Source organism: Spirosoma jeollabukense (assembly GCF_054777855.1).
Genome location: NZ_BAAHAD010000001.1, coordinates 908,508 through 922,778, shown reverse-complemented (window position 1 = coordinate 922,778; position 14,271 = coordinate 908,508). Strand labels below are relative to the sequence as shown.

12 protein-coding genes are annotated in these 14,271 nt (G+C 48.7%); 6 read left to right on the top strand and 6 right to left on the bottom strand.

Annotated elements, in window-relative coordinates:
• Positions 1-57: 57 nt before the first annotated feature.
• Positions 58-534, bottom strand: a complete 477-nt coding sequence (locus ACYVEA_RS03690; protein ID WP_461111973.1) for a hypothetical protein — start codon at positions 532-534, stop codon at positions 58-60.
• Positions 535-653: 119 nt separating this feature from the next.
• Positions 654-1,511: a dienelactone hydrolase family protein gene (locus tag ACYVEA_RS03685; RefSeq protein WP_461111972.1), complete on the bottom strand. Its 858-nt coding sequence runs from the start codon at positions 1,509-1,511 to the stop codon at positions 654-656.
• Between the two features lie 117 nt (positions 1,512-1,628).
• Between ACYVEA_RS03685 and ACYVEA_RS03680 the strand changes: the two genes are divergently transcribed.
• Positions 1,629-1,823, top strand: a complete 195-nt coding sequence (locus ACYVEA_RS03680) for a hypothetical protein (RefSeq protein ID WP_461111971.1) — start codon at positions 1,629-1,631, stop codon at positions 1,821-1,823.
• A 182-nt stretch (positions 1,824-2,005) separates the two neighbouring features.
• Here the strand turns inward: ACYVEA_RS03680 and ACYVEA_RS03675 are convergent, their stop codons facing one another.
• On the bottom strand, positions 2,006-4,723 hold the full coding sequence (locus tag ACYVEA_RS03675; protein WP_461111970.1) for a M14 family zinc carboxypeptidase: 2,718 nt from the start codon (positions 4,721-4,723) through the stop codon (positions 2,006-2,008).
• 280 nt (positions 4,724-5,003) lie between these two features.
• Between ACYVEA_RS03675 and fumC the strand changes: the two genes are divergently transcribed.
• The 5 genes from fumC to ACYVEA_RS03650 all read left to right on the top strand — a co-directional run bounded on the left by fumC (position 5,004) and on the right by ACYVEA_RS03650 (position 11,285).
• Positions 5,004-6,404, top strand: coding sequence for a class II fumarate hydratase (gene fumC / locus ACYVEA_RS03670; RefSeq protein WP_461111969.1), 1,401 nt, complete (start codon positions 5,004-5,006; stop codon positions 6,402-6,404).
• A 331-nt stretch (positions 6,405-6,735) separates the two neighbouring features.
• Positions 6,736-7,167, top strand: a complete 432-nt coding sequence (locus ACYVEA_RS03665) for a MarR family winged helix-turn-helix transcriptional regulator (RefSeq protein ID WP_461111968.1) — start codon at positions 6,736-6,738, stop codon at positions 7,165-7,167.
• A 1-nt stretch (position 7,168) separates the two neighbouring features.
• Positions 7,169-8,500, top strand: coding sequence for a TolC family protein (locus ACYVEA_RS03660; RefSeq protein WP_461111967.1), 1,332 nt, complete (start codon positions 7,169-7,171; stop codon positions 8,498-8,500).
• 27 nt (positions 8,501-8,527) lie between these two features.
• Positions 8,528-9,640 (top strand): HlyD family secretion protein, encoded by a 1,113-nt coding sequence (locus tag ACYVEA_RS03655; protein WP_461111966.1) that lies wholly within the window; start codon positions 8,528-8,530, stop codon positions 9,638-9,640.
• An 85-nt stretch (positions 9,641-9,725) separates the two neighbouring features.
• Positions 9,726-11,285: a DHA2 family efflux MFS transporter permease subunit gene (locus ACYVEA_RS03650; RefSeq protein ID WP_461111965.1), complete on the top strand. Its 1,560-nt coding sequence runs from the start codon at positions 9,726-9,728 to the stop codon at positions 11,283-11,285.
• A gap of 267 nt (positions 11,286-11,552) precedes the next feature.
• Here ACYVEA_RS03650 and ACYVEA_RS03645 read toward each other — a convergent pair whose 3' ends face one another.
• The 3 genes from ACYVEA_RS03645 to ACYVEA_RS03635 all read right to left on the bottom strand — a co-directional run bounded on the left by ACYVEA_RS03645 (position 11,553) and on the right by ACYVEA_RS03635 (position 14,213).
• Positions 11,553-12,140, bottom strand: a complete 588-nt coding sequence (locus tag ACYVEA_RS03645; RefSeq protein ID WP_461111964.1) for a methyltransferase family protein — start codon at positions 12,138-12,140, stop codon at positions 11,553-11,555.
• A gap of 84 nt (positions 12,141-12,224) precedes the next feature.
• Positions 12,225-12,839: a DUF2306 domain-containing protein gene (locus ACYVEA_RS03640; protein ID WP_461111963.1), complete on the bottom strand. Its 615-nt coding sequence runs from the start codon at positions 12,837-12,839 to the stop codon at positions 12,225-12,227.
• Between the two features lie 120 nt (positions 12,840-12,959).
• Positions 12,960-14,213, bottom strand: a complete 1,254-nt coding sequence (locus ACYVEA_RS03635; RefSeq protein ID WP_461111962.1) for a DUF819 family protein — start codon at positions 14,211-14,213, stop codon at positions 12,960-12,962.
• Positions 14,214-14,271: the final 58 nt, after the last annotated feature.

Here is a 14,271-nt window from a genome sequence, read left to right as displayed (position 1 = left end):
ATAAATAAGGGATCAGAAATTCACTCGTTTACCTCTGTTTAGCCAATAATTTCTCGTTCAATCTTCTTTACTGATTGCATCATATACCAGACCAGCAGCTACGGCATATACGGCATGATGCAGGGCATCGATAGCCACAGTTTTCGGGTCTTCTTCAGTAAGGGGTGGAGCAACATCAAGTGAAGGAAGCATCGTTAACTCAGTGGCCCAGATCGCGGCAAAGTGAAGGAGCGTAGCTGGCCATCCCTGCAAACCAGCCAGAGCAATCAACCCTCTGGGAATGCCCCACGATGTCCCATACGTCCAATGAATTTCCTGGGAGACGGTTTCTTGTTTATCTTTTCGGGTTGGCTTTACCTTAAGAACCTTAGAGACCGCTTTCACCGGCGTATTGCTGGGTGAACGTTTAGTCAGGCGCATTTCGATCATCTGCGATACCGTGATGGCCGCCGTTCCTGCTATTCCCGCCAGAATACCTGCCCCTATTGCAAGGCTCAACCCTTTTACCGGATTTTCTTCTAGTGCGCTTTTCATACGTTGTAGTCGTTTGCTTTTTAGTCAGTACTTATCTGCCACACCGAAGCAGATAAGCCTACTGATACATAAATAGATACTCAATAAATTGTTAATATTTATTACTGAATGGGCATTTATTACGTCAGCTTTGTCTTCAAAAACGTTACAGTACGTTCCCAGGCCAGCCTGGCGGCTGCTTCATTGTATCTCGTCGGGGCGGTGTCGTTATTAAATGCATGTTGTGCGCCCTCATATACATAGATTTCATACTGTACGCCGGCTTTTTTTAACGCTTCTTCATAAGCTGTAATCCCGGCATTAATGCGTTCGTCCAGACCACCGTAGTGAAGCTGCACCGCCGATTTAATTTTTGGTACGTCCGCTGCGTCGGGCTGGCGGCCATAGAAAGCAATCGCTGCCTTCAAATCCTGGTCATGAACGGCCAGCTGATTCGCCATGGCGCCACCCCAGCAAAAGCCCACGCACCCCAGTTTGCCCGTACTATCGGCGTGGGTTTTTAAGAAGTCGAGGGCTTTTACAAAGTTCTCGCGCGTCTTTTGTGCATCTAATTTGCCAAATAATTCACGCATCTGCGTTTCGTCGGCTGGGGTGCCACCTGAAGCCGATAGTGCATCGGGTGCCAACGCCAGAAAGCCAGCTAAAGCGAGTCGGCGTGTTACGTCTTCTATGTGTGGATTTAAGCCCCGATTCTCGTGAATGACCACTACAACCGGATACTTACCAGCGGCTACCGGACGAGCCAGATACCCTTTCATGGTTGTGTCTGATCCCGGAAACGTAACGGATTCGGTTTTGATACGGTCGTCCTGAAGCGCAATCGTTTCAGCCTGCGCATAGTTGACTTCCAAAAGTGGTAGCACACTCAATGCTGAGGCCATACTACCTGTTAGGCTAGCCAACCTCTTTAGAAATTCGTCGCGTTTGAGTGGTTTGTGCGTGTATTCGTCGAAAAGGTTGATGATTCGCTGATCCATGGGTTATTTGATATTGGGTTTATAAGGAGAATAAATTTTTAAATATTTATCATTAGTGTAAATCCGTTACATAATTGTTTTCGTATGTGGGTAAATATTCACCTAATGCTCACTACTATGTATCAAGACGATGAATTTAAATTCGATTCGATCTACACGGAAGTTGTAAGCTTTCCGGAGTTCAAGCTTCTTTTTGCTCAATATAAAAGAGCAATGCATGAAACTACGTACCGGTTGAACCAGCCTAAACCATTTTTCTCTATTCAGCAACCAGATAACCGCTCCGGCTCCCCTTACAGAAAGGCTGATTAGTAAGTGTTATCCGTAGGTTAAGTTTGTCAGACTGCCTTTAATAAACTCGAACCCTAATTCTCCATCCTGGAGAATGTATTGGCACTACCAGAGTGAATTCACTCTGGTAGTGCCAATACATATAATGTAGTTTTTCTAAAGGCAACGTACATCAAATTTATATCCTGACACTTGAATTTCAATTACTTCTCTTCCGACGAAACTTGCGGAGTTGGCACGCTTAAGTGTTGCCCAAATAGAATGGCATTTAGAAATAACCGCGACGTACCGTGCCAGTATGACCGGAAATTCGGATTGTCAGCGAACAACACTACACGCCCCTGACCTTCTGTACTGACCACAACCGCTGCCGAATTGCTGATTTTCTTCTTGTTTTCCGTGGAGACAAAGCCACTTACGTAAGGCGTTGCTGTATACTTCACTACCGTACTATATGGACTGCTACTCGGTTTAAGGAACGTGGTGCCATTGCGAAAAATATAGATTTTACGATCGCTGAAACCGAACCCTATAGGATTTGTAATGTCTAAATCGGCCGTGTAAATTGAGCCGGCCACTGCTCGGGGACCTTCTCTGAGCGAAATGTTGGCAAAATCGACCCGGTCTGGACTGACCCGGTCTGGACTGACCCGGTCTGGACTGACCGTTTTCGTCTGGTCTGTGAGTTTAGCTGCACCTGCTACTTTTACTGTGTCGGTCCGGCTGGAAACGGCTGAAGTCAACAGATTTTCTTTTACTAACCCCTGCCGAATGGCCCATTCCGATGCGTTTTTAGTTGTGATTAACGTACCGCCATTTTCGACCCAACTTTTCAGTTTGCCCACCATAGTTTTATCCAGCAAATTGTATTGTCCGCCGACTAACACCACCGTGTTGTATCGGGCCCAGTCAACTCGGCTAAGACTGTTTATATCAATTTTGGTTAGCGGCAGGTTCAATTGGCCGCTTAACAGAAACCACACTTCGCCTGCTTCAGATGGATTAACGCCCTGACCCACCAACATGGCTACTTCCGGCTTTTTCAGCATACGAATATTATTGCTACCCAGGTCAATTCCTTTGGCATTCAAGCCAGTAGGTACACCGACAAAATGTACACTTGCCTGCTTGCTAACCCGCCCAATCAACCCATATAAGGAGTCCGGTGATAGTTTCTGCCCGGCTACTGGTACCACGATGGAACCGTAGCTAAAGTCCTGAATATGGAAGCCACTGGTCATTTGAGGTCCTGAGCCGGAACGCTCCCCTGTTTCAACACTGAATGGCCGCATGGCTACTTTGGTTTGTACCTCAGCCTGTTGCAAGAGCGACAGGGCTTTTGAGGCATGGAAATCGCTCCAGTTCAATACGTATGCGTAATTCGATGGTCCGTTTAGCACTTGACCGGCCACGGCCTGCCTTGTCCCAATAGGGTCTCCTTTTACCAAAGCGACATCCTTCAACTTGGCGTAGGGGAGGCCATAGCCATGCACCAGCGACCAGCCCGTCACGTCATAAAATACACTGTCATGAAAAGCCGTCACTTCTTCGAAAATTGAGTGTACCAGACGGTATTCCGGCTGATTCGTTGGCACGACGAAGGCACGACCCTTGTCAAATTTCTTAGTGTCTACCGTTACGTTCTGGGGTAAATCATAGACCTTAATTTTGTGCAGGAGCAGCGTTTCCAGAAACCGGTTTGTCAGGTTTTCGTCGGTCGAGCTGCCGAATACATAGGCTTTGGTCGGAAACTTCTGCGCATCCGTGAGGGCAGAGGCATAAAAATCGCGGAGGTGTTTCAGATACAATTCCTTCTCTTCGACGGCTCCTTTCACAGCCGCCAATCCTGTAGCCAGATGATTGCGGATCGTGAACGGGAACGTAACGACCCCGTTGCTACCTTCCTGAGCCAGCCCTCGTGAGCTACCTACTTCAAAAGTTACGCCCACACCGCCCGTAAAATCGGGATAGGTTGATCCATAAATAGGCGACAGGTTATCGAACTGTTCTTTTGTCCAGTACAACGAGCCCAGGTTGTCGAGTGCTTTCGCAAAATACTTGGCCAGGTGGACATTCAGGACGTCATACGTAGCGCGGGGAATCAAATCGTTTTCTGTACTGTAAGGTTTCGAGGGTTCAAAGTAATACGTACTGCTGGTACCCATTTCGTGAAAGTCGATCATTACGTTTGGGTACCAGTCGCGGTGAAAGACCATTCGGTTTCGACTTTCGACATGGGCCAGCGGCAACCAGTCGCGGTTAAGATCATTCAGATAATGGTTGAACCGTCCGCCCGGCCAAAGTTCATTGTGCTCCCGATCGAGCGGGTCTGTTACGGGCGGAAAGGATTTGTGCTGATTAAACCATTGCACAGCCCGGTCGCGCCCATCCGGATTTTCGGCAGGGTCGAGGCTAATAACGGCATTCTGGAGCCACAGCGCGGTTTCGGGTGCTGTAGAGGCTGTCAGATAATAAGCCGTCAGTAAGGCCGCTTCACTACTGGAGTTTTCGTTTCCATGAACCGTGTAGGCCAGATGCACGACTACGGGTAGCTTTTTGTAGTCGGGAACGGCCGCTTTGGGATCAATCAGTTGAAGGTGTTCCGTACGTAGTGATTCTAGTTTTTTCTGATTTTCGACTGAGGTAAAAAAGGCAATAACCTGTGGCCGCTCTTCGTACGTCTTACCAATAACCTTGAAGCTGACTTTATCCGACAGCCGATCCAGTTCTTTCAGATAATCGACGATTCGATCATAGCGGGTGTAGTGTGATCCAACCGGATAGCCCAGAAACTGTTCCGGAGTTGGGATGGTCGCATCAAAACCGCCGGTATAGCTGGGAAAGTAATATCGATTCTGCGCTTGCGTTACGCCTAGTCCTAGCCAGATAGCCGAGAAAAAAAGGAGGTACTTGTTGATCATGGTTGTATAAGAGGAAGTAAGTTGAGAAATATACGGAACTAAGCCATGATTTTGTAGTAAAACCGGCTCAGTAGCAATATCGTCAAACGAACGTAGAAATACGCATCTCAATCAGTAGAGCCCATGTAGTTTCTATAGATTACGGAAACCTATTGAACTGTATGGTAAAACACGAGCCCCCGCCTACCTTTGCAGGCATAGTCGTTAGTCAGGAGTCGACAGGTAAAACCGTCGATACCTGTCACTGACGCCTATTGACTAAACACTATCGACTATTTTCATGGAATACCGCATCGAAAAAGACACGATGGGCCAGGTACAAGTCCCGGCCAACGTTTATTGGGGCGCTCAAACCCAGCGTTCTATCGAGAATTTCAAAATTGCTCAGGACATCAATAAAATGCCCCGCGAAATCATCCGGGCGTTTGCGTACCTCAAGAAAGCGGCTGCGCTAACGAACCTCGACGCAGGCGTATTATCGCAGGAAAAAAGCGACCTGATTGGGCAGGCCTGCGACGAAATTCTGGCTGGAAAGCTGGACGACCAGTTTCCACTAGTTGTGTGGCAAACGGGTTCGGGCACCCAATCGAATATGAACGTAAACGAGGTCGTTGCCTATCGCGGACATGTATTGCACGGCGGGCAGCTATCCGACGAAAAGAAGTTTCTGCACCCCAACGATGATGTAAATAAGTCGCAGTCGAGCAACGATACGTTCCCGACAGCTATGCACATTGCAGCCTACAAAATTCTGTTCGACGTAACGATTCCGGGCATTACGAAACTGCGCGATACGCTGGCCGCCAAGTCGAAGCAGTTCATGAACATCGTCAAAATCGGTCGAACACACTTCATGGATGCTACGCCCCTGACGGTTGGGCAGGAGTTTTCGGGCTATGTTTCACAACTCGATCATGGCCTGCGCGCTATCAACAACTCACTGGCTCACCTGAGCGAACTGGCGCTGGGTGGCACCGCCGTTGGTACGGGCATCAACACGCCCCCAAACTACTCAGAGAACGTAGCGAAACACATTGCCAACGTAACGGGCCTGCCGTTTATCACGGCTGAAAACAAGTTCGAAGCGCTGGCCGCCCACGACGCCATTGTGGAGGCCCATGGTGCTTTGAAAACTGTGGCTGCCAGCCTGATGAAAATCGGCAACGATATCCGGATGCTGTCGAGTGGCCCACGGGCGGGCATCGGTGAACTGCATATTCCTGACAATGAGCCGGGTTCGTCGATTATGCCGGGTAAAGTCAACCCAACACAGTGCGAGGCTATGACAATGGTGGCGGCACAAGTAATGGGCAACGACGTAGCGATTAACATTGGCGGTATGAACGGGCATTTTGAACTGAACGTGTTCAAGCCGGTCATGATCTTTAATTTCCTGCACTCAGCCCGGCTCATCGGCGATGTGTGCGTATCATTCAATGATAAGTGCGCGGAAGGCATCGAACCCATCGAAGCCAACATCAAAAAGCACGTCGATTCATCGCTGATGCTGGTGACGGCCCTGAATACGAAAATCGGGTATTACAAAGCTGCCGAAATCGCTCAGACTGCCCACAAAAATGGCTCGACCCTGAAAGAAACTGCGCTGAAACTCGGCTATCTAACCGAAGATGAGTTCAACGAATGGGTGAAGCCAGAAGATATGGTAGGTGAGATTGAGTAAGTTTTATAGCAGGTAATAATAAAGCGGGCTCTGGTGACTATCACTGGAGCCCGCTTTATTATAATCAGCTACTAATGGCCTTTCTGAATAGACCTTTTTCTATTAAAATTCCATTAAAAACATTTCATTAAATCTCATTATTGAAGACGCTTTACCGGCCTTTTTCCTGGAAATAATTATTGCATTATTCTAATAGACTGAATTTATTGTACTAAATAAAGCTAGTTATGATTTTCATAGGGTAATAGCCTATAAATTGTATGTTTTTCATTGTTTAAACGAAATTTGTTTAAACGAATATTGGTTATACCTTTGACATACTCTACTGAATATGGAAACGCAACTAGTGAATGAATACCACCGACTGATAAAAAATCTGCATATGACGGATGGCTATATCTTCAACTATTTTGGACAAAAGCTAGCTCCGTTCGATTTGTCGGTTCAACAGTACATCACTTTGCGTCGGCTTTCCGAGGTATATCCCAACAGTTTGACAGCCGGGGAGTTGAAGGAAAAAATGACGGATGTGAACTCCGATATGACCCGGCTAACCGATCGGCTGGTGGCGAAAAATCTGATTGTTCGCGAGGTGGATCCGCAAAATCGTCGCCGGGTTAATCTACGACTTACCGAAGAATCCTACCGGTTTGTGGAAGCCGTCGCCGTTGAGTTTAAGAATTTTGAATCGATCGTTAGCCATCTGACTGACGAAGAAGTACGCACAATGAACACACTCCTGGAAAAAATTAGAAATCGGTAAAATGAAAAAGTACGTAATAGGAGCGGGCTTGTGGTTGCTGAGTTTGGGATGGACAACCGCCCAGCCAACACCCTCCGTGATGCCGCTCGACAAGGCTATTCAACTGGCCTTACAAAATAATAAGGGCATTAAACTGGCTGATTCGCGTACGCTGTCGGCAGAAGCCCGTTCGCAGGAAGCTAAGGATCGCAGTTTGCCAACAGCGAATGCGTCACTGGCTTATTCCCGCTATAGCCTGACGGGGCCATTCTCATTCGGACAGGATGCGGACGGGAAACCCCTGGCCAGTATTCCGGCTGGCGCTTTCAACGCTACTATTGGTGGGGTTACGGTTGCTAAAGAGATATTTGGTGGCTTTGCCGAGCGCTCCGCCGAACTGTCGGCCAATTTATTGGCACAGGCTAGCCATCTGGATGCGAAGCGTAATCGGTCAGAATTGGTCTACACGGTAACCGATGCTTATTATAACATCGTTAAGCTGATTCGGTCAACTACAGTTATCGATCAGAACATCAGGCAGTTTGACGAACGGGAGCGGGAGGCTCAGAACCTTCAAAAAGAGGGTATTGTGACCGCAAACGAAGTGCTGAAGATTCAGTTACAGAAAAATAATCTGCATTTAAGTCGCTTACAGGTCGATAAGGCCCGCCAAACGGCACTCTATAATTTCAATCTGCTGGTTGGGTTGCCAACCGAACAAACCATTGCCGTTGATACAACCCTGACGAACCCCGTCGCTACCCTTGAGCCGTTAGACAACTTTCTGACGCAAGCGGTGCAGAGTCGTCCGGAGGTACAGGCCAATTCATTACGTGTGCAGTCGGCCGAAGCTATGCTACGGAATACCAAGAGCGTTATGTATCCGCATCTGGGTGCGTCGGTGGGGTACAATTACATTAACCCAACGGCTAAACTTATTCCGGAAGGAAGTTCGTTTGTGAGTGCCTGGAACGTAGGGCTGGGACTGACCTATAACATTGGTTCGCTCTACAATATGAAAGGAAAACTAAACAGCGCGAAAACGGCGATCGATCAGGCGAGTATACAAAGTAAGCAACAAACCGATCAGATTCGTAGCGAAGTTGTCACGGCGTATAACAACTATCAACTGGCGCTGGAACAGCAGAATGTAATCCGCACGGCGGTTGGGCAGGCGCAGGAAAACTACCGTCTGACGGAGTCCCGTTTCCGAAATGGGCTGGTTGGCTCAACCGATCTGCTGGAGGCTGACAGCTTCCTGCTTCAGGCACAACTTAATGTCATCAACGCAACCGTCGATGCGCAACTGGCCTATCAGCGCCTGTTAAAAGCCACGGGCAACAACCTTAATTAATCTCGTTTGTAAAGCGATATAATAACCATGAATACCAAAACTTTAATCCGTGTAGGGGGTGTCATTATTCTGGCCATTGCCCTCTTTTTTGGGTACAGTGAATTCCAGTACCTGCAACGTCATGAAACGACTGATGACGCCCAGATTGATGGCGATGTGAATCCGGTCATTCCGAAAGCGAGCGGCTATGTGAAGGAAATTCGCTTCAAAGACAATCAGTTTGTGAAAGAAGGCGATACGTTAGTTGTGTTAGACGATGCTGACTACAAAATTCGGGTTGCTCAGGCCGAAGCAGCTTTGCAAAGTGCCATGGCTTCCGACAGAGTTTCCCGTTCGCAGGTGAACGTAGCACTGGCAACGGTACAGAGTTCACAGGCAAGTGTACAAACGGCTCGCAATCAGGTAGCTACGGCCCAGGCTAACGTAGTAGCGGCTCAGGCCCGTGCCCGCAAAGCCAATCAGGATTTTGAACGCTATAGCCGGTTACTCGCTGAAAAAACCATTCCTCAGCAACAGTTTGATGCGGCTCAGGCCGAACGTGATGCCGCTCAGGCTCAATTGCAGGCGGCTCAGGCTCAGCTTCAAACGGCTCAGTCGCAGGTCAATGCCGCCGGTTCGCAAACGGACGTTACAAGTTCACAGAGTCGGGCCACTAAAGGCCAGATTTCAGTGGCTCAGGCGGCTATTAAACAGCGTCAGACAGACTTAGATCTAGCTAATCTTCAGCTTTCGTATACGATTGTACGGGCTCCGGCTTCGGGTGTCGTGTCCAAGCGGTCCGTGCAGGTTGGTCAACTGGTTCAGGCCGGGCAGGCTCTTTGCTCAATCGTCAGTAACTCGACCTTGTGGGTAACGGCGAACTTCAAAGAAACGCAGTTGAACCAGATGCAGCCCGGTCAGAAAGTAGATATCGACGTAGACGCTTTCGATGGCGAAAAACTGACGGGGTATGTCGGTTCGTTTGCTGGTGCGACGGGTGCGAAATTTACGTTGCTGCCTCCCGATAACGCGACTGGTAACTACGTGAAGGTCGTACAACGGGTTCCAGTACGTATCGACCTGGATAAAAACAGCCCGCTTTACGCCCGACTTCGTCCGGGTATGAGCGTGACGGTTGCCGTGGATTTACAGAAAAAATAGTATTGGCTTTCGGTATTTGGTTTATGGCAGACCGTAGCGACGGACCCCGTAAATCGAATACCATAAACCGAAAACCATTGAAATTATGTTCAGATTAGGTTTTGATAAATGGGTGATCGTTTTGACCGTAACGATGGCGGCTCTGCTGCAAACGATTGACTCATCGATTGTCAACGTTACGTTGAACCAGATGATGGGTAACCTCGGTGCATCGCTCGGCGATATCAGCTGGGTTGTTACGGGTTACGCAGCCGCCAGTGCGGTTATGATCACCATGTCGGGCTGGCTAACATCCAAGCTGGGCCGCCGGAATTACTTTGCCGCGTCGATTGTCATGTTTACGATTGCGTCGATATTCTGTGGTACGTCCACCAACGTATGGGAACTGGTATTTTTCCGGGTGGTGCAGGGTATTGGTGGGGGAGGGTTGCTGACTACGGCCCAATCGATCCTGATTCAAACCTTTCCTAAAGAAGACATTGGCATTGCCAACGCCATCTTCGGGATGGGGGTCATCATTGGTCCTTCTATTGGTCCTACGCTTGGGGGGTACATCACCGATAACCTGTCGTGGAACTGGGTATTTTACATCAACATTCCATTTGGTATTCTGGCCACCTTCCTGACATATACCTACATCAAGGAACCTGCCGAGAAGGTAGCGGCCGGTAAGATGGACTGGCTGGCGCTGATCCTTCTGATCATGGGTATTGGTGGGTTGCAGATCATTCTGGAAAAAGGCGAAGAAAAAGACTGGTTCGACTCACGCTTCATTGTCGGTATGTCTATTGCGGCAGGCGTTGGTCTGATTGGCTTTATCTGGCGTCAGCTGGCCGTTAAAATCCCTATTCTGGATCTGAGATTGCTGCTTCAGCGCCGGTTTGCGGTGGGCACGTTGTTTAATTTCATTCTGGGTTTCGGACTGTTTGCATCGGTCTTTATTATTCCGGTTTTCTGCCAGACCATTCTTGGGTTCACGGCCAGCCAGACAGGCTTACTGCTGATGCCCGGTTCCATCGCGACGGGCTTGATGATGCCGATTGTTGGAGGGTTACTCAGTAAAAACTACGTTTCGCCGATCTGGTATGCCGCCATTGGTTTTTTGATGTTCTTTGGCTTCTGTTTCGACTTGTCGGCAATTAGTCTTGTGGCCGGTCCTGACTATTTCTTCTGGCCGCTCATCGTCCGGGGTATTGGTATGGGGTTAATTTTTATTCCGCTGACAACCATTACGTTATCGGATCTGAAAAACATCGAAATTCCTCAGGGTTCGGCGCTGACCGGTATGATTCGTCAGTTGGGTGGTACGTTCGGAACGGCTATCATGACTACTTACATCTCAACGCGCACCATGTTTCATGCATCGCGGTTGGGGGATAATGTCTCGATTTATAATCCATTTTCGGTCGAACGTATCAAACAATATACTGGCCTGTTCCTGTCGAAAGGGGATGCGCTGATGGCAGCCACCAGTAAAGCCTACGGCATAATGCAGGGAGCCGTTATGAAGCAGGCTTTAGTGATGACGTATGCCGACGCTTTTCTGGTTATCGGCGGGTTCTTCCTGGTCTGCGTGCCGTTGCTATTATTATTTATTGGTAAGAAAATTGAAGCGCCTGCCCACACCGAGATGGTGATGGAGTAAGGTCGAGAAAAGAGCTTACGTTTTGTTGTTTCTTGTTTCAGCATCGGGTAGTCGAAAGATTACCCGATGTTTTTTTGTGAATAAGGGGGTGCTACTTTATGTAACGGGGAGGCTGTTGACTGGATAGGCTACTGAGAAATCATACTTGCCGACACAGGCCGCCCTTTGGTACATTGATCTAACGCCTGTTTGGGTATTTCTATCCGGAATCACACGCTGTAGTTCATGACGTTCGGTGCTTAATAGCATGTTCTTTATCTACAATAGCTAGTGCCCCAACAGGCGGGGTAGTAGCATGGGTACGCGTTGGCGATAGTGCTGATAGGCATCTCCGAACGTAGCCACTAACTTCCGTTCTTCAAAGTGTATGCCAATCCGGATATACAGCGAAGCCGCCAGTAGCAGGATTAAATGGGACCACGTTGGGCGGTCCATCCATACACCCAGCAAACTGAGAAGAATACCAGAGTACAAAGGATGGCGTACGTAACGCAGTAGTCCACTTTGTTGCAGCGTCTGGCTGACAGAAGACTTGCTTTCAACCGGCCAGCCGAGGAATTCAGCCAGATCATAGCCAGCTAGCGCACGAACACTTGTAATCAGGCCTACTCCTATAACCAGTTTTCCGACTACCGGTGTACCCTGCCAGGAGCTTATATACGTAAGTGGGGTGATTCGATACAGCAAAAGCACGGGCAGAAAGGTAAGTATAGCTAATGCATTGTAGATCAGTCGATAATATCGCTGAACGGGCTTCGCCTTTTCCGCGATATCCCGTTTGAACCATTGGGTTGCCGTCACGCTATGAATGACTCCGAAAGCCACGCAGCTTAAAATCAGGTAAACGTAGATCATGTTGGCCGTTCACGTCAATTGAATGAACTAAGGTAATTATCTCTTCTTCTTCGCTATCACCTATTTTTATTGACCGGAAATAGATTATCGCTTCAGACTCCTTTTAGTTAACCACCACTCGACGACGATCAGATTGGGTACCCAGCAAAGCCAGGCAACAATAGGATAGGCTAGACTAAATGGTAAACCTAAAAGAGCTAATTCAACGGGTAAAATGATACGTAGCGTAACTGCCGCCAGGGTAACGGCGTAACTTCGGTACATCCAGGCCCGATGCTGATCAACCTGCTTTTGCCGGATGGTTTGATAGGCGCGCAGGGTTGTGTAAAACCAGGCAACCGCCAGCAGTGCGAAACCTAAACTGGCGATCCAGCCCGTATCGGCGAAAAAGGATGCGTAAAAAGCGCACACGCTGGCCACCAAAATACTGATTACATATAGTTTGCCTAATTGCCTGTGCAGATTCAAATTACGTTGCCGCCATTTAGCGGACAATTGAAACGGACCCAGCGCCAGGGCTAAAGCGCCTAAGCCAACGTGCGTCCAGAAGGCAACTCGCCACAAGGTATTATCAAGCGGTTTGTGTTGTAGAAAAGGCGATTGAAAGCTTGGGATGAAATAAGTCAGGGCGTACAACGCCACGAGCATAATTAGGGCATAGGCGACATAAAGTGGCACCTTTTTAAGAGAAACAGTCATCGCTATGATCGTATGGTTACCCTAAATTAACGTGAAATAGGAATTGCTTTATAGCCCTTAAAAGGCCACTTCTAACTCCACTTTTTAGTTAAACGCTGATTATAAGTGCATTATGTTTTTTTAATGCGTCACTAACTGCATCAGCCAGCCCGTAATTAGTCCACCATATACACCCAATACATGGCTGAGAACGGCCAGCAATACACCCACAGGCGCCAGCGCCGGGTGAAAAATTGACGCGACGGCCGGCGCGGTTGACACGCCACCAATATTGGCCTGGCTGCCAACGGCTACAAAAAAGTAAGGTGCCCGAATGACACGCGCCGTAATGAGCATGATTATGATGTGAATGAGCATCCAGATGACCGCAACCAGAAACAGACCCAGGTTACCACCGATGTTGGAGAGGTCAAGTCGCATGCCGATGGTCATGATCAGAAAGTAGACAAACAACGTAGCGAGGTCTGTCGTGCCGAGTTTTTCGAGTTTACGCAATCGGGTGAATGACAGTCCGATACCGAGCGAGGTAGATAGAATAACAACCCAGAGAAAATTAGACGTGAACGGGTCCAGGCCATAGGCAGCAAGGGTCGTTTTATACGGCTGCAACGTAGTGGAAATCCAGTAGGCAAGCCCATGGGCGAGCGCCCCACCCCCAAATCCGAGCGCGAGGATCGTGCTCAAATCCAGCAGATTAGCAGGTCGGTCAGATTCTTCCTTATAGGCTAGTATTCGCTGCTTTACTTCCTCGATGGAGGTGTTATCGGCCTTGAGCCATCCATCAATTTTGTCTTTGTAAGCGGCCCCATAAATCAGACAGGCTGTCCAGGTCGTTGACACAACGGCATCGACCACCAGAATAACCGCAAAAAGGGCTTCGCTGCAACCGTATATCTCTTTTAACGCGAGTTGGCTACTGCTGCCGCCAATCCAGCTCCCCGAAATGGTTACCAATCCTTTCCAGTATTCGTTGGCAATGGCTTGCTCGCGAAAGCCGGGTATCAGCCACATGACCAGAAAAAAAGCAATTGGGGCACCGATGATAATGCCCACGGTCCCCGACATAAATGTAATCAGGGCTTTGGGGCCAAGCCTGACGATGGCCCGCAGGTCGGCGGTGGAGGTGAGGAGGACTAAAGCCGCTGGCAGAAGATACGTAGTGGCGACTTTGTACAGGCTCGATTGATCGCCCGAAATAACGCCAAAGCTGTTCATCGCAGCCGGGAAAATATAACAAAGTAACAACGATGGTACGTAGGTATAAGCCCGTTGCCAGAAAGGGTGTTCGGACTGGGACGTTTGGAAAATCAGCGTGAGTAGTACCAGAAAAATGCCCAGAATGATGGCATCATTGGTGATGAGTGGTTCGTTCATTGCCCGGTAGCGTGACAGGTAAAGCTTTTTTTACTACTCAGGCAACCAGCAGAGTCAG

Excerpts from the sequence above, each read along its gene's own strand:
- fumC (WP_461111969.1), top strand. The coding sequence starts at position 5,004 with ATGGAATACCGCATCGAAAAAGACACGATGGGCCAGGTACAAGTCCCG.
- ACYVEA_RS03690 (WP_461111973.1), bottom strand. The coding sequence starts at position 534 with ATGAAAAGCGCACTAGAAGAAAATCCGGTAAAAGGGTTGAGCCTTGCA.
- ACYVEA_RS03660 (WP_461111967.1), top strand. The coding sequence starts at position 7,169 with ATGAAAAAGTACGTAATAGGAGCGGGCTTGTGGTTGCTGAGTTTGGGA.
- ACYVEA_RS03640 (WP_461111963.1), bottom strand. The coding sequence starts at position 12,839 with ATGACTGTTTCTCTTAAAAAGGTGCCACTTTATGTCGCCTATGCCCTA.
- ACYVEA_RS03655 (WP_461111966.1), top strand. The coding sequence starts at position 8,528 with ATGAATACCAAAACTTTAATCCGTGTAGGGGGTGTCATTATTCTGGCC.
- ACYVEA_RS03650 (WP_461111965.1), top strand. The coding sequence starts at position 9,726 with ATGTTCAGATTAGGTTTTGATAAATGGGTGATCGTTTTGACCGTAACG.
- ACYVEA_RS03685 (WP_461111972.1), bottom strand. The coding sequence starts at position 1,511 with ATGGATCAGCGAATCATCAACCTTTTCGACGAATACACGCACAAACCA.
- ACYVEA_RS03675 (WP_461111970.1), bottom strand. The coding sequence starts at position 4,723 with ATGATCAACAAGTACCTCCTTTTTTTCTCGGCTATCTGGCTAGGACTA.
- ACYVEA_RS03665 (WP_461111968.1), top strand. The coding sequence starts at position 6,736 with ATGGAAACGCAACTAGTGAATGAATACCACCGACTGATAAAAAATCTG.
- ACYVEA_RS03645 (WP_461111964.1), bottom strand. The coding sequence starts at position 12,140 with ATGATCTACGTTTACCTGATTTTAAGCTGCGTGGCTTTCGGAGTCATT.
- ACYVEA_RS03680 (WP_461111971.1), top strand. The coding sequence starts at position 1,629 with ATGTATCAAGACGATGAATTTAAATTCGATTCGATCTACACGGAAGTT.
- ACYVEA_RS03635 (WP_461111962.1), bottom strand. The coding sequence starts at position 14,213 with ATGAACGAACCACTCATCACCAATGATGCCATCATTCTGGGCATTTTT.